The sequence below is a fragment of the Achromobacter sp. 18P8.1.1 genome (assembly GCF_057799415.1).
Genome location: NZ_JBYOKH010000028.1, coordinates 1 through 17,933, shown reverse-complemented (window position 1 = coordinate 17,933; position 17,933 = coordinate 1). Strand labels below are relative to the sequence as shown.

Genomic DNA, 17,933 nt, shown 5'->3' with positions numbered 1-17,933 from the left:
GGCGTTGATGGGGTGTCCGCGTCAGGCGCGGGCGCTGAAAACCGAAAACCAGCCGCGCGAATCCGACCAGTGGGCAACGTCGCGATACCCGGCGCTTTGCAGCAGGTCGGAAAAGGCCTGCGGGGTGAACTTGTAGGAATTCTCGGTGTGGATGCGTTCGCCGGCGCTGAAGTCCCGTGTGCCGCCGGGCCAGGCCACGCGCAGCGAGCGTTGGGCTTCCAGATGCATTTCTATGCGCGAGCGCGCGGCGTTGAACAACGCGACGTGGCGCCAGTCGTCCACGTTGAAGTCGGCGTCCAGCACCTGGTTCACATGGCGCAGCAGGTTCAGGTTGAAGGCGGCAGTCAGGTGCAGCGCGTCGTCGTAAGCGGGTTCCAGCACCTGCCTGGGCTTGACGCGGTCCACGCCCACCAGCAGGCCGCCGCCATCGCATTGCGCGCGTATGCGCTGCAGCATGGCGTGCGCGTCGTCGGGGCTGAGGTTGCCGATGCTGGATCCCGGGTAGAAGAACAGCCGCTGTTCCGCGGGAATCTCGGCGGGCAAGGCCAGCGCTTGCGAGAAGTCTTGCCCGATGGCGGTCACGCGCAGGTCGGGATAAGAGAGCCGCAGGCGCCGCACGGCGGTCTCTAGATAGTCGGCGGAGATATCGATGGGCACGTAGTGGCGCGGACGCAGGCTGGCGAACAGCCGCTCCGCCTTGACGCAATCGCCTGCGCCCAGATCGATCATGGACTGCACCGGGCCGATATGGCGCGCGATGTCCTGGCCGTGTCGCTCGAAGATCTCGGCTTCGCAGCGGGTGGGGTAGTACTCGGGCAACTGGGTGATGGCGGTGAACAGCGATGAACCCAGCGCGTCGTACAGGAATTTGGGATCGATGTGGGCGGGGTGATCCAGCAAGCCGTCGCGCAGTTCGACCTGCTCGGCGCTCAAGGCCAGGGAAGGGCGCGCCTGATATTCCTGCGCGGTGTGGGCCAGCACTGCTGAAGGGGAAACCATGCGTTCACTTCCTTTTTTGAGGTGGGGTAAGCGCATTGCAAAGGGCTATTGTCGCGGCGGGTGGGGTTCCGCTGTCAAGCGCTAAGCCGCTGAATGCAATGGACTTTTACGAAATTGGGTCCGTCGGGGCGCAAGGACGGCGCGGCGGGCCCAGGCAATCGCCCAGCAAGTTTCGCTCCGCTGAAATATCGGATTACGGCTGGTTGCCAAAGCTCGGGCGGCGGTGCCGAATGATCGGCACAATGGGGACATGGTCAACCGGATGGCCCCGCGGACGTGCAATCGCGTCGGAACGGCGGCACAACGGCAGGCCCAATACCTTCACAAGGAGCGACTATGAATCGAAAGCACCAACGCGCCGAGATGGCTTTGCATCGCGACCGGGTCAACGACAGCTTCCATGAGCTGCTTGCCGGCACGGAAGACCTCTTGCGTTCGACGGCTTCCTATACCGGCTCCGAAATCGAATCGGCCCGCGCTCGCCTGAAGCAGCAGTTGGCCGACGCCCGCGACCAGGCGGGTGACTGGGAAGGCGCCGCGCGCGAACGCGCCCGCCGCGCCACGGCGTACGCCGACGAGTACGTGCATGAACATGCCTGGAAGTCCGTCGGCGTGGCCGCCCTGGTCGGCGCGCTGCTGGGCTGCCTGGTGGCAAGCGGCAGGCGCTAAGCCGGTCTCGCCATGAGGCCACCAGTGCAGCCTCCGACGCCGGCCGCGCGCCGGCGCGGAGGGCGCTCGAGGATAGCCTCATGGCTGCCCGGCGCGCGCCGCTGGGCAGAAACGCTGTTCCTGGCATGCGCTGTCGCCATGCTGGCCGCTTGCGCCAGTGTGCCCAGCGCGCAGGAGCGAGATGCGCGCAAGGCGCAGGCAGGCTTGTCCGCCGAGGCGGCCCGCGACAGCTACCGCCGCGGGCAAGGCATTGCGGCGGATGCAAAAACTCCCAAAGACGATTTCCTGGCGCGCCATCTGGCCGTCGAGCAGGCCGTCAGCGGCACGCCGCTATCGGCGGGCAACCGTGTCCGGCTCCTGGCCGACGGCCCCAGCACCTACCAGGCCATGCTGCAGTCCATCGGGCAGGCTCGCCGGTACGTGCACATGGAAACTTATATCTTCGACGACGACGCGGAAGGCGCGCGCTTTGCCGAGGCCTTGATCGCGGCGCGCAACCGCGGGGCCGATGTGGCCTTGATGGTGGACGCGGTGGGCACGCTCAAGACCCCGGATGCGCTGTTCCAGCGCCTGCGGGACGCGGGCGTGCAGGTGGCGGTGTTCAATCCCGTCAATCCGGCCAGTGCGCGGGCAGGCTGGTCGCCGAACCAGCGCAACCACCGCAAGGTGCTGGTGGTGGACGGCAAGGTCGGCTATCTGGGCGGCATCAACGTCAGCAGCGTGTACGAGTCTTCGCCCGGGGGCGGGTCAGGATCGGGCGCGGGGTCCAGTCCGGGGCGCGGCGCGGGCAAGGGCGACGGCAAGGGCGGAGGCGATGCGAAAACGGCGCCGTGGCGCGATACCCACCTGCGTATCGAAGGGCCCGCAGTCGCGCAACTTGAGCAGGTCATCCAGGCCGGCTGGGCATCGCAGTCCGACGAGCCGCTTGCCGCGGGCGGCGCCCCGATCGCGCCAGCCGTGGGCGACACCCGCGTGCGCATCCTGGCCAACCAGCCCGATCGCAGCGATGGCTATACGGTCTACCTGACGCTGATGTCCGCGTTTGAAAGCGCGCAGAAGTCCATCCACATCACGATGGCGTACTTCGTGCCCGATCCGGCGTTCATCGACGTACTGTCTGGCGCCGCGCGCCGCGGTGTGGATGTGGTGCTGGTGTTGCCGGGCTTTTCCGATTCGTCGCTGGTGTTCAACGCGGGGCGTTCGCACTACACGGAATTGCTGAAAGCGGGCGTGAAGCTCTACGAGCGGCGCGATGCCTTGCTGCACGCCAAGACGGCGGTCGTGGACGGCGTGTGGTCCACCGTGGGCTCCAGCAATATGGACTGGCGCAGTTTTGCGCTGAACTACGAAATCAATGCGGTGGTGCTGGGCCCCGAGTTCGCCAGCGAAATGGAGGCCCTGTTCCAGCGCGATGTGGCCGACTCGGTGCAGATCACGCCCGAAGACTGGCGCAACCGTGGCGCCGATGATCGCTTCATGGAGTTCTTTTCGCGGATGTTCGAGCGCTGGCTGTAGCGTCCGGACATCCGCCTGCGCTTGTGGCTAGACGTGCTGTTCGGCCAGCGCGGTGGTGATGTCGCGCGTCGGTTGGAACGACTGCGCCTGCGCCATCGCCCAGCCCACGCGGAACACCTGGTGGCGGAATTCGCCGCGCAGCAGTTCGCCGGGCGCCAATTCCGGGAACAGCGCCGACAGCAGCCGGATTTCACTGGAAGAGATGCGGCGCGCGATGTGGTGCGGACGCAGCTGATTGGGGTGTGTCAGGCCCGCGGCGGCCAGCAGTTCCGCCAGGGCGTGCAGCGTGTTGCTGTGGAAGTAAGCCACGCGCTGCGCCTTGTCGGGCACGACGAGTGCGCGTTGGCGCATGGGGTCCTGAGTGGTGACGCCCGTGGGGCATTTGCCGGTATGGCACGCCTGCGCCTGGATGCAGCCGATGGCAAACATGAAGCCGCGCGCGGCGTTGCACCAGTCGGCGCCCATGGCCATGACGCGCGCCATGTCGAACGCGGTGATGATCTTGCCTGACGCGCCCAGCTTGATGCGGTCGCGCAGGTTCACGCCGATCAGCGTGTTGTGCACCAGGCGCAGCGCTTCGCGCAGCGGCGTGCCGACGTGGTCAACGAACTCCACGGGCGCGGCACCAGTGCCGCCTTCCGCGCCATCCACCACGATGAAGTCCGGCGTGATGCCGGTCTCCAGCATGGCCTTGACGATGGCGAACCATTCCCACGGGTGGCCCACGCAGAACTTGAAGCCCACCGGCTTTCCGCCGGACAACTCGCGCAAGCGTGCCACGAATTTCATCAGCCCGATGGGCGTGTCGAAGGCCGAATGGCTGGCTGGCGAATTGCAATCCTGCCAGGCGGCCACGCCCCGCGCTTCCGCGATTTCGGGCGTGACCTTGCCCGCGGGCAGGATGCCGCCGTGCCCCGGTTTGGCGCCTTGGGACAGCTTGATTTCGATCATCTTCACCTGCGGCGTACAGGCGTTCTTGACGAAGGCTTCTTCCGAGAACGCGCCGTGCTCGTCGCGGCAACCGAAGTAGCCCGAACCGATGTTCCATACCAGGCTGCCGCCGGGCTGGCGGTGGTAGCGGCTGATGCCGCCTTCGCCCGTGTCGTGCGCGAAATTGCCCTGGCGCGCGCCTTCGTTCAGCGCCAGGATGGCGTTGGCCGACAGCGCGCCGAAGCTCATGGCCGACACATTGAACGCCGACATGGAGTAGGGCTGCTTGCAGTCGGGCCCCCCCACGGTGACGCGGAAGTCCGTGTCGTTGATGTGCGAGGGCGACATGGAATGGTTGATCCATTCGTAGCGGTCGCCGTAGACGTCTTCTTGCGTGCCGAAGGGGCGTTTGTCGATCTCGCGCTTGGCGCGCTGGTACACGATGGAGCGCTGCGCGCGCGAGAACGGCGCGGCCTGCGTGTCGTCTTCCAGGAAGTACTGGCGGATCTCGGGGCGGATGAATTCGAAAAGGAAGCGCAGGTTGCCCAGGACCGGGTAGTTGCGCCGGATGGCATGGCGGGTCTGGATCAGGTCATAGACGCCAAGCGCACCCAGCATCGCCAGCGGAACGGCGGCCCACAGCCACCAGAGCGAACTCGTGAACGCCAGCACGGCGGTGACGGCTGCGCCCGCCAGGGTCAAGATAAAGGCCGTGTAGCGGCCGACGATCCAGCTCATAGTCCTCTCCGTATTGCGGAATGCAGCAACCATACACCAGCTGAACCACCGAAAAAAAAGAAAGCCCCCTGAAATAGGGGGCTGTTCTGGAACACTGTTTTCCGGCAGGGGGATGTCAGCAGCTGGAGGGCGGCGGTGTCTTTTCCACCGCCAGTCCGAAGGCGGGGCGCAGGCGCACACCCAACGCGCTGCCCGCGAATGCGGCCGGCAGCCACAGCCAGGCGTGTAGGCTGCCCGAAAGAATGCCGCTGAAGTAGGCGCCGATGTTGCAGCCGAAGGCCAGACGGGCGCCGTAGCCCAGCAGCAGGCCGCCGATGACGGCGCCGGCCAGCGAACGGGCCGGCACCTTCCAGACGGGGGCGAACTTGCCGGCGGCGCTGGCGGCGGCAAGCGCGCCCAGCATCAGGCCGATGTCCATGACGGTCGTGACGTCCTGGCGCAGGGGCGCCGCCAACGCGGGCTGCTTGCTCCAGTAGGTCCAGGTCGCCACGTCGCCGGCAATGGCGTTCCAGGCCTTGGCGCCCCACAGCGCAAACGCCGAAGTGATGCCCCAGGGGCGACCCGCCAGCGCCAGCGTCGCGAAGTTCAACACCACCAGCGCCACGCCGCCCCAGATCAGCGGCCAGGGGCCCTGCAGCAGCGAGACCGGCCGCGCGGTGCGCGACGCGAACGAGATCACATGGCCGTGGCGGCGCTTCTCAAGCGCGGTGGCACCCCAGGCGATCAGCGCGAACACCGCCAGGTTGGCGATGAGCGCGGGCGCCAGGCCCCAGGTTTTGATGAGCGAGGTAGGTGCCAGCGCCGGCAGCGTGGACCACCAGCCGAAATTGGCGGTGGCGATCACCGAGCCCACGATGAAGAACAGCAGCGTGACCAGCATGCGGGTGTTGCCGCCGCCGACTGCGAACAGCGTGCCCGACGCGCAGCCGCCGCCCAGTTGCATGCCGATGCCGAACAGGAACGCGCCCAGTACGACCGACACCCCCGGCGGCGAAACCAGCCCCGTGACGGGCTGGCCGAAGAGCGAACCCGAGGCGAGGAAGGGGAAGAACAGCAGCACCCCGACGCCCAGCATGAACATCTGTGCGCGCAGGCCGGCGCCGCGGCGGTCGGACACGAAGACGCGCCAGGCTTGCGTGAAGCCGAACGAGGCGTGATAAAGCGTGACGCCCAGCAGTGCGCCAACCACCCACAGCGCGCCTTGGCGCCAACTGACGGTCTGGTTCAAATACAGCGCGCCGGCCAGCACCAGCAGCAGCGCAATCCAGAGCGGCGCGCGGTTGATCTGGATGGGCGGCAGGGCCGAGGGCAAGGGCAGGGTAGAGGCGTTGGAGCTCATGGGGCGTCCCGGTGGGATCTGGATCGTCAATGCAAACGGGCGCGTAAAGGGCGCCCGTCGGAATATCGAAAGTGTAAGGCCGGGCCTTAACGCCTTCAAACTATTGATTACTGCTTCAATAATAACTAATAGTTATATATGGCACGCCGCCCTGCGGGGTCCCGATGAAGAGCGATCAGGAAATGGGGTGCGCGTTGATCCAGGCGACCAGCAGGCTGACGGTCAACACTGACGCCACGGTCGAGACGAGGATGGCGCGCGACGTTACCCGTGCGTCGCGGCCATACATCTTGGCCAGCATGAAGGGACCCGTGCCGATCGGCAGCGCGCTCATCAGCACGGCGGTCCAGGCCCAGAGCGGGGGCATGGAAAAAACGTAGAAGGCCAGCACCGCCGTGACGGCGGGTTGCAGCAGCAGTTTGCCCGTCACCAGACGCAGGACGCCGGGGCCCGCCGTAGCGGTTTCCGTCTGCGCCAGGAACAGGCCGATCGTGACCAGCGCGCACGGGCTGGCCGATGCGCCCAGCAGCGACACGTAGCGGTCGACGCCTTCCGGCAGCGCCACGCCGGTCGATGCCCAAGCCAGGCCCAGCACCGGCGCGGCCAGCAGCGGGTTGCGCATCAGCGCGCGCCCGACCTTGATGAGCGTGGCGGCCACGTTGGGCGTCTGCTGGCGGTCGAACTCGATCATCGCGATGGCGAAGCCGAACAGGACGCTGGCGGTCAGAAGCGTGGTGAAGGCGGCGGGCGCCAGGCTTTCGGCGCCAAACAGCGCCAGGCACAAGGGGATCCCCATGTAGCCGGCATTGGCGTAGGACGCGGCCAGGCCTTCGATGCTGCGGTCGGTCAGCGCGCGCCGGCCGCCGCGTCCCGGCAGGAACGACACCAGGAACGTGACCGCGATGCCGCCTGCGAATGCGCCGACAAAACCCCAGTGCGCCATGTGCGCAAGATCCACCTGCGTCATCGCGCGAAACAGCAGCGCGGGCAAGGACAGGTAGACCACGTAGCGGTTCAGCGCGTCGGTGGCGCCGGGCCCCAGCAGTTGGAGCCGGGCGGCCAGCCAGCCAGTCAGGATCAGCGCAAAGACGGGCAGGGCAGCGGTAACGACGGCATTCATGGTCGACGGTGTGGCGGGCCAGGGGCGCGGGAAGGCGCCTATTCTACTTGCGGCGCCCGCGCGCTGCGGGTGACGAGCAGGATGCCGATGCCCGCCAGCGCCATGCCAGGCCAGGCCAGCAGCGGAATGGGCTCGCCCAGCGCCATCAGGGCGAAGACCGCCGTGCAGGGCGGTACCAGGAAGAACAGCGCCGACACGCGCGAGGCCTCGCCGTGCCGGATCATCGTCAGCAGCAAGGTGATGGCAACCAGCGAATTGCCCACGACCAGATAGGCCAGCGACGCCAGCAACGGGCCGGTCCATTCGATGCGCATCGGTTCCAGCCAGAAGGCCAGCGGCGCCGATACGGCCAGCCCGACGGCGTACTGCACCAGGTTGGACGTGACGGGGTGCGTCTGCGCGCCATAGCGCTTTTCATAGAGGGTGCCGCTCGTGATGCAAAGCAGCGCGCCCACGGCGAACAGCAGTCCCAGCGGCGCCAGCACGTCGATGGACGCCTTGGCGACGATGACGAGCGCGGCGCCCGCGACCCCCAGGCCCAGGCCGGCCCAACGCCGCGCATCCACGCGTTCATGCGCGATCAGGGGCGCCAACAGCCCGATCAGGATCGGCTGCAGCGAGGCGATCAGCGCCATGCCGCCCGCGGACATGCCCAGCTTCAGCGAGAGATAGGTGCAGCAGAAGTAGCCGGCCTGCAATAGCAGCCCGACCATCGCCAGATGGCCCCAGGCGCTGGCGCCCGGCGGCAGCGGCGGACGCAGGACCAGCATGAAAGGCAGCAGGATGAGGACGACGCAGGCGTATCGCACGGCCAGGAACGTCATCGGGTCTGCATAGGCCAGCCCGATCTTGAGCACGACGAAGCCGCTGGACCACAACACCAGGAAAAGCGCGGGGGCGGCTTTCAGCCAAGCCGGTGGGGCGGAGGGCGTCATGTCGTGCCTAGGCAACGTGGGCAAGCCGCGATCGTACCCCTTTTCGCCTGGATGTCATCCCTGCGAGAATGCGGCGTAGGATATTTATTATTGACAAGCTGCACGCGAGGGAATGGAGATGTCGACCAACAAGCAATCATCGGTGCGTATCGCGTTGGGTACGTGGGACCGGCTGCGCGAAGATGCCTACTCGGTTCGCTACGAGGTGTTCGTCGTCGAACAGCGAGTGCCCCCTGAGGTCGAGCTGGATGACGACGATGCCGTGTCAGTGCATGCCGTGGCCTACGGACCTGACGGCACGCCGATGGGCACGGGCCGATTGCTGCCCGACGGCCATATCGGCCGCATGGCCGTGCATAAGAAGGCGCGTGGCATGGGGGTAGGCGGCCAATTGCTGGATGCGTTGATCGGGCAAGGCCACGGCGACGGCCACCGCATGCTGGTGCTGCACGCGCAGACCCATGCCGCCGGGTTCTACGAGGCGCACGGCTTTACCGTGGAGGGCGAGGAATTCGTCGAAGCCGGGATTCCGCACGTGGTGATGACCCGCGTGCTGAAGTAGGGCGCCCATGGCCCCGGCGCTGCCGGGGCTGAAAAGGCCGGGACGAAAAAGAAAAAACCCCGGTCGTTTTCACGAACGGGGTTCTTCTTGGCGCATCACGACAGGTACCTCGTGATGTAATAATTGGTGCCCAGGAGAGGACTCGAACCTCCACACCTTGCGGCACACGGACCTGAACCGTGCGCGTCTACCAATTCCGCCACCTGGGCGCTGGTGCTTCACTTGTTGCGTCGCTTTCGCTTCGTTTCTTGTTCAGCAGCAGAGGAACGAGATTATGCATGCTTTTTTTAAGGTGTGCAAGTAATGGCGACCATTTTTCATCTTTTTTGCATTTTTTCGAGCGGCGGGCTTTCGCTATAGTGTCGCCCCATGTCCCGTACCCTTTGCACGCGTTGCCTGCGTCCCGAATCGCACTGCCTGTGCGCGCTCATTCCTTCCTTGTCATGCCGCACGCGCGTCGTGGTCTTGCAGCATCCCAGCGAAGCGCGCCATGCGCTGAACACGGCCAGGTTGGCCGTCCTGGGGTTGGCGGGCGCGCGGCGCGTCGTGGGCGAATATTTCTCGCCGGCCGATTGGGCGGAGCCCGGTTACGCGCCCCGTCTGCTGTTTCCCGGTCCAGCGGCCGACATTTTGCATCCCGGATATGGGCAGGACCAGGACCTGCCGATCCAATTGATCGTGCCGGACGGCACCTGGGGGCACGCGCGCAAGCTGCTGCACATCAATCCTGAGTTGGCGGCGCTACCGCGCGTGATGCTGCCGGCGGGGCTGACGACGCGTTATCGCGTGCGCCATGCGGACATCCCGGGCGCCTTGTCCACGATCGAAGCCGTGACGCATGCCTTGAATGCGCTGGAGGCGCCGATGAACGCCGATGCGTTGTTGCGGCCTTTCGAAGCCTTGATCGACGGCCAGATCGAGGGCATGGGCGAAGACCTGTATGCGCGCCATCATCTGCAGCGCAAGGTGCCGTGGCGCTGATGCCAGCGGTGGGGCGCGCCTGGCCTGGAAAATAATGGCAGGGCGCTCAACGATGAATGCGGGGAAGATGCGTTTAAAGGGCGGGGGATAAAGATCGGGGCAAGGATACGTGCGGAAAAAGCAAAAGCCCCGAACATCTTTCGATTTTCGGGGCTTTCAGCCTTGCTATCAAAACCAGCATGCTGCTGATTAGACCTATATGCGGGTGGTGCCCAGGAGAGGACTCGAACCTCCACACCTTGCGGCACACGGACCTGAACCGTGCGCGTCTACCAATTCCGCCACCTGGGCACTGGGAAATACTTGCGTACTTCGCGTCTTGCTATTTTTACTGCTCTTTAATTTACTGCTTTCTTATCAAGCCAGCCCGAAAGCTGATTCGATTTAAATTCCGTGGTGCCCAGGAGAGGACTCGAACCTCCACACCTTGCGGCACACGGACCTGAACCGTGCGCGTCTACCAATTCCGCCACCTGGGCACTGAAAGATACTGTCAGAACTATGTGATACGCTGCCGCTCTAGTTGCTTTGTTTTTATTAAGGCCTGTACGTTGTTTCCAGCGTACTTACTTAACTAAAACATGCGTCCCGAGCGCAGTTGGTTTTACAATGGGTCTTTCGACCCCTCTGACCATTTCTGCTTCAGTGTTCAGCCTTGGGCGAACCACAGAAGCTGCGCATTATATACGGAAATTTCAGCTTTGGCAAAACGATCGAATAACGAATCGAAAAACAACAGATCAACACCCTTGCCCGAAGCGCCGCCGGACTTCGATCCTGATGTCCCGTCCCGTGAAGCCATTCTGACCGCGCTGCGTGCCGCGGGTTCGCCGTTGTCTCCGGTGGAATTGGCCGAGCGCATGGGCGTAGAGCGTGCCGCGACGATGGTCGGGTTCGAGCGCCGGCTTGGCGCCATGGAACGCGACGGGCAACTGATGCCCAACCGCAAGGGCGTGTTGCTGCTCGCGACCAAATTGGATTTTGTCGCCGGCAAGGTGCTGGGTCACCGCGACGGTTTCGGCTTCCTGCTGCGTGATGACGGCGGCCCGGACCTGTTCCTGTCGCCGCGCGAAATGCTCAAGGTGCTGCATGGCGACCGCGTGCTGGTCAAGCCGTCGGGCGAATACCGCGGCAAGCCGGAAGGCACCATCGTCGAAGTCATCGAACGCCGCACCAACAAGCTGGTGGGCCGTTTCCTGCACGAGCATGGCCTGTCCATCGTCGTGCCCGAAGACCAGCGCATCAAGCACGACATCCTGATTCCGCCCAGTGACACCAACGGCGCCCAGCACGGGCAAGTGGTCGCGGTCGAGATCATGGAACAGCCCACGCGCCACACGCAGCCGCTGGGCCGCGTGGCCGAGGTGCTGGGCGAAATCGATGACCCCGGCATGGAAATCGAGATCGCGGTGCGCAAGTTCGACGTGCCCGTCGAATTCTCGGAAGCCGCCCGCAAGCAGGCCGCGCGCCTGCCGGACGTGGTGCGCAAGAGCGACCTGAAAGACCGCGTGGACTTGCGCGATGTGCCGCTGATCACCATCGATGGCGAAGACGCGCGCGACTTCGACGATGCCGTCTATTGCGAACCCGTCGAACTGGGCACGGGCCAGCGCAAGCGCCCGGGTTGGCGTTTGCTGGTGGCCATTGCCGACGTCAGCCACTATGTGCGCCCGGGCGACGCCTTGGACGATGACGCGATCGAACGCGGCACCAGCGTCTACTTCCCGCGCCGCGTTATTCCGATGCTGCCCGAGACGCTGTCCAATGGCTTGTGTTCGCTGAACCCCGACGTGGACCGCCTGGTGCTGGTCTGCGACATGGTGATTCCGGCCACCGGCGCCAAGGCCGGCACGGTAACGGCCTACCAGTTCTACAACGCGGTGATGCACTCGCATGCCCGCACCACCTACACGAACATCTGGGCGGCCTTGCAGCAGCCCGGCGGCCCGGCCGCCGCGGCGATGCGCGCCGTCATGCCGCAGGTCCAGCACCTGTACGAGCTGTTCCAGTTACTGGTGCAGGGCCGCAAGAAGCGCGGCGCCATTGATTTCGACACGGTCGAGACCAAGATCGTCTGCAACGAACTGGGCCGGATTGAACAGATCGTCCCGTCGGTGCGCAACGATGCCCACAAGCTGATCGAAGAATGCATGTTGGCCGCCAACACCTGCGCGGCCGACTTCATGACGCGCAGCAAGCATCCGGGCCTGTACCGCATCCACGAAGGTCCCACCCCGGAACGCCTGCAGTCGCTGCGCGAATTCCTGCGCACGATGGGCCTGTCGATGGGCGGTGGCGAAACGCCTACCGCCAAGGATTACGGCGATTTCCTGGATACCGTGCGCGGCCGTCCCGACTACCAGCTGCTGCAGACCATGTGCCTGCGTTCCATGCAGCAGGCCGTCTACAGCCCCGACAATATGGGCCACTTCGGCCTGTCTTACCCGGGCTACAGCCACTTCACGTCGCCCATCCGCCGCTATCCCGACCTGCTGACGCACCGGGTGATCAAGGCCTTGCTGGCCGGGCAGCGCTATGTGCCCAGCCTGGACGACCAGGCGGTCGTCATCGGCCGCACGCAGAAGGAACACGAGCACGCCATCTGGGAAAAGATGGGCCTGGTGCTGTCGGCCAGCGAACGCCGCGCCGATGAGGCGTCGCGCGACGTCGAGGCCTGGCTCAAGTGCTGGTTCGTCAAGGAGCGTGTGGGCGAAGACTTCAGCGGCACCGTCACCGGCGTGGCCAGCTTCGGCATCTTCGTCACGCTGGATACGCTGCACGTCGAAGGGCTGGTGCACGTCTCCGAACTGGGCGGCGAGTACTTCCAGTTCAACGACGCCCTGCACGAACTGCGCGGTGAGCGCACCGGCATGCGGTATCGCTTGACCGACAAGGTGCAGGTGCAGGTGGCGCGCGTGGATCTGGAAGCGCGCCGCATCGAATTCCGCCTGGTGCAAGGCACGAGTTTCGACGCGCTGCGCAAGGCGGCGGCCCGTGGGCCGGAAGAGCCGATGCGCCGCGTGAAGAAGGCGGCGGCGCCCAAGCCGGCCGCCCTGAAGGGACAGACCGCCAAGGAGCGGCGCGCGGACGCCAAGAAGGCGGGCAAGCCGCCCAGGGCAGCCAAACGCGCCGCGCCGGCCAAGAAGGCGACGCACAAGCGGCACTGATCTGCCCTGAATGCGCCCCGTTATGGCCAGCCCGTCTTAGGGCGGCGCGGCCATAAGGGGTAACATTGCGCTGATGGCCGGCTTGGTCCGGTGGCCCGCCCCCTTTGGGGCGGGTATTCGTTTATCTAAAGGTATTGCATTTATGGCGTCGACCCAAGTTCTGGCCGGGTTTCACGCGGTTGTCGCGCGGCTGCGTCACGCGCCCGAGTCGATCAAGGAAATCTATGTAGAGGCGTCGCGCCGCGACAAGCGGATGCAGACGTTCATCGAGCAAGCCGAAAAGGCGGGCTGCCGCCTGCATCCGGTGCCGATGGAGCGCCTGGACGGCCTGTCGCGCGGCACGCGCCATCAAGGCGTGGTGGCCCTGGCCGACGAACGCCAACTGGCGGTGGACGTGGATGAGGTGCTCGACGTGATCGAGGGCCCGCCGCTGCTGCTGATCCTGGACGGCGTGACCGATCCCCACAACCTGGGCGCCTGCCTGCGCACCGCGGATGCCGCCGGCGTGCACGCCGTGATCGCGCCGCGCGACCGTGCCGTGGGCTTGAACGCCACGGTGCAGCGCGTGGCCTGCGGCGCCGCCGACACCGTGCCGTACGTGATGGTCACCAATCTGGCGCGCACGATGCGCAGCCTGAAGGACCGCGGCGTCTGGCTGGTCGGCACCGACGACCAGGCGACCGACAGCATGCACAAGATCGATGCGCGCCAGCCGATGGCGTGGGTCATGGGGGCGGAAGGCGAGGGCATGCGCCGCCTGACGCGGGAAACCTGCGACCAACTGGTGAACATCCCCATGCTGGGTTCGGTGGAAAGCCTGAACGTCAGCGTGGCCAGCGCCGTCTGCCTGTACGAGACCGTGCGCCAGCGCCAATCCTGATTTTGCCCGACCCGACTTATTCGTAGCTCTTCCTTTACGCGTCAGCCCATCATGCACCAGAACGGCTTTACCACCACGATCCTCCATTCCGACCGCCAACAATCCGTCGAGCACGGAGCGGTGCACAAGCCCATGCATCCGTCGTCGGAGTTCGCCTATGACGACGCCCGCGAGCTGGCTGCGGTGTTCCAGGGGAAGGCGGGCTTCACTTACGCGCGCCAGGGTACGCCCACCACCACGGCGCTGGAAGCCAAGATCAACCACATGGAAGGCGGCAAGGGCACGGTCAGCTTCGCCACGGGGATGGCCGCGCTGTCGGCCATCTTCACGACGCTGCTGCGCCGGGGCGACCATCTGGTGTCCAGCCAGTTCGTGTTCGGCAACACCAACAGCCTGCTGGGCACGCTGCTTGAGCTGGGCGTGGAGATCACCTTCGTGGACGCGACGGACTCGGCCCAGGTGCGCGCTGCGATCCAGCCCAACACGCGCATGGTCTTTACCGAGACGATTGCCAACCCGGGCACGCAGATTGCCGACCTGGCCGTCATCGGCGAGATCTGCCGCGAGAAGAACCTGGTCTACGTCGTGGACAACACGCTGACCTCGCCGTGGATGTTCCGCCCCTCGACGGTGGGTGCGTCGCTGGTCATGAATTCCTTGTCGAAGTACATCGGCGGCCATGGCAACGCGCTGGGCGGCTCGGTTACCGACACCGGCCTGTACGACTGGTCCGACTACTCCAACATCTATGACGCGTACCGCAAGGGCCCGTCCACCGGTTGGGGGCTGACTCAGATCAAGAAGAAGGGCTTGCGCGACATGGGCGGCACGCTGGCCGCCGAGCCCGCGCACCGGATCGCGGTGGGCGCCGAGACGCTGGCGCTGCGCATGGCCAAGCACTGCGCCAACGCGCTGGCGCTGGCGCGTTTCCTGGAAGAGCACCCCGGCGTGGCCAAGGTGCACTATCCGGGCCTGGCAGGCCATCCGCAGCATGCGCGGGCGACGGCGCTGTTCGGCGCGCGCTTCGGCGGGCTGCTGGGTGTGGAGCTGGCCGATGGCGTCGATTGCTTCGATTTCCTGAATCGCCTGCGCATCGTGCTGATGGCCACGCACCTGGGCGACACGCGCAGCCTGGCGCTGCCTGCCGCGCACACCATCTATTACGAGATGGGCGCCGAACGCCGCAAGCAGATGGGCATTGCCGACAGCCTCATCCGGGTATCGGTGGGCATCGAGGACGAGGCCGATTTGCTGTTTGATTTCGATCAGGCGCTGACCGGCTGCCTGAAGGGATAATGCGGCAAGCGCAAGCCGGGCGCGAGGGCGCGCCGGCTTTGCAATCGGGACGGTTCTCATGCTTATACAGATCGCAGAAGTTTTCACGCCGCAAGAAGCAGCGGATATCCGGGCCAGGCTGGACGCCGCCGACTGGGTGGACGGCAAGGTCACGGCGGGCTACCAGTCGGCCGAGGTCAAGCGCAACCGCCAGTTGCACGAGCAGCACCCGCTTGCAGAAGAGCTGGGCAACCTGATCCTGCAGCGACTGGCGGCGAACAACCTGTTCATGTCGGCCGCGTTGCCTCGCAAGATATTCCCCCCGCTATTCAACCGCTATGAAGGCGGCGAAGCCTTCGGCTATCACGTGGACAACGCGGTGCGCGGCATTACCGGCACGGCCGAGCGCGTGCGCACCGACCTGTCCGCCACGCTGTTCTTCTCTGAACCCGATTCCTACGACGGCGGCGAGCTCGTCATCGACGACACCTACGGGCCGCGGGCGGTAAAGCTGCCTGCAGGGCACATGGTGCTGTACCCGGGCACGAGCCTGCACAAGGTGAATCCCGTGACGCGCGGAGCGCGCGTGAGCTCGTTCTTCTGGATGCAGAGCCTGGTGCGGGAAGACAGCCAGCGCGCCTTGCTGCTGGACATGGATGTGGCCATACAGCGTCTGAACCAGGATGCCGCGGGGCATCCTTCCATCGTGCAGCTGACGGGCATTTATCACAATTTGCTGCGTCGTTGGGTCGATGTTTGATTCAGGCTTGAAACGATATCCGGACGGTGTCGCGCAAACACCGAAATGCGCGTTTTTGTATATTGCGAAATCAGCTAAAAGCTAGTATTGGCGCGGGTTGTGGTGAGGTTTTCGCTTGACAGCCGCGCCCCGCCAAGGCCTAATACATGTCTGCGTCGCTGACGGTTTGACGGCATCAAAGCCATCAAAACCTAAGCGGCGCAGCAGTTTAAAAGTTGTGCTTTGCAGCGCAAGAAAAAAGTTTATCCACTGTCTGTTCGTCGTTTGTCGGGCCATGCGTTGGTTTGTGGCGTCCCATCTTGACAGCCATGAACCGCACGGCCTCGCCAGACTCAATACCTTGTGAGGGGTACACCTGAATGAACAAAACCGAACTCATCGATCACATCGCCAGCAAGGCCGATATCTCCAAGGCTGCCGCCGGTCGTTCGCTCGACGCCTTGATCGGTGCCGTCAAGACCACCCTGAAGAAGGGCGGTACGGTCACGCTGGTTGGCTTTGGCACGTTTGCCGTGTCGGCTCGCGCTGCTCGCACCGGCCGTAATCCGCGTACCGGCGAAACCATCAAGATCAAGAAGGCCAAGGTGCCGAAGTTCCGTCCGGGCAAGGCCCTGAAGGACGCCGTCAACTAAGGACGGCATGGCGGTCGCCGGGCATTGGCCCCAAGCGATTTGCCGACAACTACGCGGTCCGGTATACTCCGGCCCGCGTATTGCTTTTGAGTACCCCGAGTTGGCAGTTTGCCTGGCACGAATCATCACATTGATGGCGAGTGGCAAGCAGCGATAAGCAGTCAGGATCGGGTGCTTAGCTCAGTTGGTAGAGCGGCGCCCTTACAAGGCGTAGGTCACAGGTTCGACCCCTGTAGCACCCACCAGAAGCCCACGCAGGCGGTTTGGATCCCCAAGGGTTCCCTTCCTGCCGCACACAAGACCCGCACACGTCACCGTGGCGGGTTTTTTGTTTTCGGGCCCCCGTTTTCGCGTGCGGGCCGGCCCCGGTTGTCCCCGCCATTTCCGGGGCGCCAGATTTTTTCGTAAACGTTTTATGCATTCGGAACGGATGCGCGCCCAGGGGTGCTACGCTAGCCCAGACGAAATAGGACGTGCGAATCATTCGCATTTAAGATATTATGTTCGGCTTGTACCGGCCAACCGGCGTCACTTTTTCGTGTGCGTCTTCTTCCTGGCTGGCCGGATAAGTCAATGCACCCCTGGCTGATTCATGCCTAGTTTTCAACGCGGTTGGAATTCATCTTCGCCGTCTTCATTTGGTATACGTGCAGGCGCTGGCCTGGCGGTTGTCGCGCTTCATGCGGCAGTGATCGGTGCCATTTTCATGGCTCCTGCGAATCGTCCTGAACTGGAGGAGCCCGAGGCCGTCATGGTCAGTCTGGTGGATGCGCCCATCCCGCAGATCGCGAAGGCTGAACCCACGCCGGAAGTGCCGCAGCCGGTCGTCGAACCGCCGCCCGAGCCGCAACCCGAGATCGAGCCGGAACCCGAGCCCGAACCCGAGTTGAAGCCCGAGCCCGAACCGGAACCCGAGCCGGTGGTCGAGAAGCCGCCGATGCCGGCGCCCAAGCCCAAACCGAAGCCCAAACCCAAGCCCCAGCCCAAGCAGGAAGTCAAACCCGAGCCCAAGCCCGAGACGCCGCCTCCGCAGACGCCGCCCGCTGGCGCGACGGATGGTGCGCAGGCCTCGCAGAGCCCGCAGCAAGGGCCTCCGCCTGACCAGCCGATCCTGGTGTCGAGCATCGAGTTCCAGGGTGCGCGCCCCATGCCCGTCTACCCGCAGACCTCACGCCGCATGCGGGAAGAGGGACGGGTGCTGGTGCTGGTGGAGATCAATACGCAGGGCCTGGTGGACCGCGCCTCGATCGACACGTCATCGGGTTTCCCGAGACTGGACGAATCGGCACTGACCGCCGCCCGCAAGGCCAAGTTCAAGCCCTATACCCGTAACGGCGTGGCCTATCCCGCCAAAGCCAAAATTCCGTTCGATTTCGTAATGAGGAACTGAGATGTCCAACGCACTGCATAGCGCCACCCTGGTGGCGCAGG

General features: G+C 64.9%; 15 protein-coding genes and 4 tRNA genes. 11 read left to right on the top strand and 8 right to left on the bottom strand.

What is annotated here, in order from left to right; all coding sequences use genetic code 11:
- Positions 1-21 precede the first annotated feature (21 nt).
- On the bottom strand, positions 22-999 hold the full coding sequence (gene egtD, locus AC27VE_RS18245) for an L-histidine N(alpha)-methyltransferase (protein WP_488704632.1): 978 nt from the start codon (positions 997-999) through the stop codon (positions 22-24).
- A 336-nt stretch (positions 1,000-1,335) separates the two neighbouring features.
- On the opposite strand from egtD, the gene AC27VE_RS18240 reads away from it, so the two are divergent.
- Positions 1,336-1,668 (top strand): ElaB/YgaM/YqjD family protein, encoded by a 333-nt coding sequence (locus AC27VE_RS18240; protein ID WP_088590621.1) that lies wholly within the window; start codon positions 1,336-1,338, stop codon positions 1,666-1,668.
- 138 nt (positions 1,669-1,806) lie between these two features.
- Positions 1,807-3,183, top strand: a complete 1,377-nt coding sequence (locus AC27VE_RS18235; protein ID WP_488704631.1) for a phospholipase D-like domain-containing protein — start codon at positions 1,807-1,809, stop codon at positions 3,181-3,183.
- A gap of 27 nt (positions 3,184-3,210) precedes the next feature.
- On the opposite strand, the gene AC27VE_RS18230 is transcribed toward AC27VE_RS18235, so the two are convergent.
- The 4 genes from AC27VE_RS18230 to AC27VE_RS18215 all read right to left on the bottom strand — a co-directional run bounded on the left by AC27VE_RS18230 (position 3,211) and on the right by AC27VE_RS18215 (position 8,245).
- On the bottom strand, positions 3,211-4,851 hold the full coding sequence (locus AC27VE_RS18230; RefSeq protein WP_315844605.1) for an FMN-binding glutamate synthase family protein: 1,641 nt from the start codon (positions 4,849-4,851) through the stop codon (positions 3,211-3,213).
- A 115-nt stretch (positions 4,852-4,966) separates the two neighbouring features.
- Complete coding sequence (locus AC27VE_RS18225; RefSeq protein ID WP_488704630.1) at positions 4,967-6,190, bottom strand: YeeE/YedE family protein; 1,224 nt, start codon at positions 6,188-6,190, stop codon at positions 4,967-4,969.
- A 175-nt stretch (positions 6,191-6,365) separates the two neighbouring features.
- Complete coding sequence (locus tag AC27VE_RS18220) at positions 6,366-7,310, bottom strand: AEC family transporter (protein ID WP_488704629.1); 945 nt, start codon at positions 7,308-7,310, stop codon at positions 6,366-6,368.
- A 38-nt stretch (positions 7,311-7,348) separates the two neighbouring features.
- Complete coding sequence (locus AC27VE_RS18215; RefSeq protein ID WP_488704628.1) at positions 7,349-8,245, bottom strand: DMT family transporter; 897 nt, start codon at positions 8,243-8,245, stop codon at positions 7,349-7,351.
- A gap of 112 nt (positions 8,246-8,357) precedes the next feature.
- Between AC27VE_RS18215 and AC27VE_RS18210 the strand changes: the two genes are divergently transcribed.
- Complete coding sequence (locus AC27VE_RS18210) at positions 8,358-8,807, top strand: GNAT family N-acetyltransferase (RefSeq protein WP_006224940.1); 450 nt, start codon at positions 8,358-8,360, stop codon at positions 8,805-8,807.
- Positions 8,808-8,931: 124 nt separating this feature from the next.
- Here AC27VE_RS18210 and AC27VE_RS18205 read toward each other — a convergent pair.
- A tRNA-Leu gene (locus tag AC27VE_RS18205) sits at positions 8,932-9,016 on the bottom strand.
- A gap of 160 nt (positions 9,017-9,176) precedes the next feature.
- Between AC27VE_RS18205 and AC27VE_RS18200 the strand changes: the two genes are divergently transcribed.
- The gene (locus AC27VE_RS18200) at positions 9,177-9,788 is read left to right on the top strand and encodes a tRNA-uridine aminocarboxypropyltransferase (RefSeq protein ID WP_006224939.1); all 612 of its coding nucleotides are present in this window, start codon (positions 9,177-9,179) and stop codon (positions 9,786-9,788) included.
- 206 nt (positions 9,789-9,994) lie between these two features.
- Here AC27VE_RS18200 and AC27VE_RS18195 read toward each other — a convergent pair.
- Positions 9,995-10,079: transfer RNA gene (locus AC27VE_RS18195), tRNA-Leu, on the bottom strand.
- A 103-nt stretch (positions 10,080-10,182) separates the two neighbouring features.
- Positions 10,183-10,267: transfer RNA gene (locus AC27VE_RS18190), tRNA-Leu, on the bottom strand.
- Between the two features lie 222 nt (positions 10,268-10,489).
- Between AC27VE_RS18190 and rnr the strand changes: the two genes are divergently transcribed.
- From rnr to AC27VE_RS18155, 7 genes are all read left to right on the top strand, one after another.
- Entirely contained in the window at positions 10,490-12,955 is a 2,466-nt protein-coding gene (rnr, locus tag AC27VE_RS18185) for a ribonuclease R (RefSeq protein WP_035213170.1), read from the top strand.
- A 142-nt stretch (positions 12,956-13,097) separates the two neighbouring features.
- Complete coding sequence (gene rlmB / locus AC27VE_RS18180) at positions 13,098-13,835, top strand: 23S rRNA (guanosine(2251)-2'-O)-methyltransferase RlmB (protein WP_006224937.1); 738 nt, start codon at positions 13,098-13,100, stop codon at positions 13,833-13,835.
- 51 nt (positions 13,836-13,886) lie between these two features.
- Positions 13,887-15,131, top strand: coding sequence for a cystathionine gamma-synthase family protein (locus AC27VE_RS18175; protein ID WP_280029933.1), 1,245 nt, complete (start codon positions 13,887-13,889; stop codon positions 15,129-15,131).
- Positions 15,132-15,189: 58 nt separating this feature from the next.
- The gene (locus AC27VE_RS18170; RefSeq protein ID WP_488704627.1) at positions 15,190-15,870 is read left to right on the top strand and encodes a Fe2+-dependent dioxygenase; all 681 of its coding nucleotides are present in this window, start codon (positions 15,190-15,192) and stop codon (positions 15,868-15,870) included.
- Positions 15,871-16,229: 359 nt separating this feature from the next.
- Positions 16,230-16,502 carry an HU family DNA-binding protein gene (locus AC27VE_RS18165; RefSeq protein WP_003812968.1) on the top strand — a complete coding sequence of 91 codons (273 nt, stop codon included), beginning with the start codon at positions 16,230-16,232 and terminating at the stop codon, positions 16,500-16,502.
- Positions 16,503-16,671: 169 nt separating this feature from the next.
- Positions 16,672-16,747 (top strand) — tRNA-Val (locus tag AC27VE_RS18160).
- Positions 16,748-17,094: 347 nt separating this feature from the next.
- Entirely contained in the window at positions 17,095-17,892 is a 798-nt protein-coding gene (locus AC27VE_RS18155; RefSeq protein WP_035213168.1) for an energy transducer TonB, read from the top strand.
- Positions 17,893-17,933: the final 41 nt, after the last annotated feature.

What these genes read in the sequence shown, in the direction of transcription:
- egtD (WP_488704632.1), bottom strand. Translation starts at nt 999, where the DNA reads ATGGTTTCCCCTTCAGCAGTGCTGGCCCACACCGCGCAGGAATATCAG.
- AC27VE_RS18240 (WP_088590621.1), top strand. Translation starts at nt 1,336, where the DNA reads ATGAATCGAAAGCACCAACGCGCCGAGATGGCTTTGCATCGCGACCGG.
- AC27VE_RS18235 (WP_488704631.1), top strand. Translation starts at nt 1,807, where the DNA reads ATGCTGGCCGCTTGCGCCAGTGTGCCCAGCGCGCAGGAGCGAGATGCG.
- AC27VE_RS18230 (WP_315844605.1), bottom strand. Translation starts at nt 4,851, where the DNA reads ATGAGCTGGATCGTCGGCCGCTACACGGCCTTTATCTTGACCCTGGCG.
- AC27VE_RS18225 (WP_488704630.1), bottom strand. Translation starts at nt 6,190, where the DNA reads ATGAGCTCCAACGCCTCTACCCTGCCCTTGCCCTCGGCCCTGCCGCCC.
- AC27VE_RS18220 (WP_488704629.1), bottom strand. Translation starts at nt 7,310, where the DNA reads ATGAATGCCGTCGTTACCGCTGCCCTGCCCGTCTTTGCGCTGATCCTG.
- AC27VE_RS18215 (WP_488704628.1), bottom strand. Translation starts at nt 8,245, where the DNA reads ATGACGCCCTCCGCCCCACCGGCTTGGCTGAAAGCCGCCCCCGCGCTT.
- AC27VE_RS18210 (WP_006224940.1), top strand. Translation starts at nt 8,358, where the DNA reads ATGGAGATGTCGACCAACAAGCAATCATCGGTGCGTATCGCGTTGGGT.
- AC27VE_RS18200 (WP_006224939.1), top strand. Translation starts at nt 9,177, where the DNA reads ATGTCCCGTACCCTTTGCACGCGTTGCCTGCGTCCCGAATCGCACTGC.
- rlmB (WP_006224937.1), top strand. Translation starts at nt 13,098, where the DNA reads ATGGCGTCGACCCAAGTTCTGGCCGGGTTTCACGCGGTTGTCGCGCGG.
- AC27VE_RS18175 (WP_280029933.1), top strand. Translation starts at nt 13,887, where the DNA reads ATGCACCAGAACGGCTTTACCACCACGATCCTCCATTCCGACCGCCAA.
- AC27VE_RS18170 (WP_488704627.1), top strand. Translation starts at nt 15,190, where the DNA reads ATGCTTATACAGATCGCAGAAGTTTTCACGCCGCAAGAAGCAGCGGAT.
- AC27VE_RS18165 (WP_003812968.1), top strand. Translation starts at nt 16,230, where the DNA reads ATGAACAAAACCGAACTCATCGATCACATCGCCAGCAAGGCCGATATC.
- AC27VE_RS18155 (WP_035213168.1), top strand. Translation starts at nt 17,095, where the DNA reads ATGCCTAGTTTTCAACGCGGTTGGAATTCATCTTCGCCGTCTTCATTT.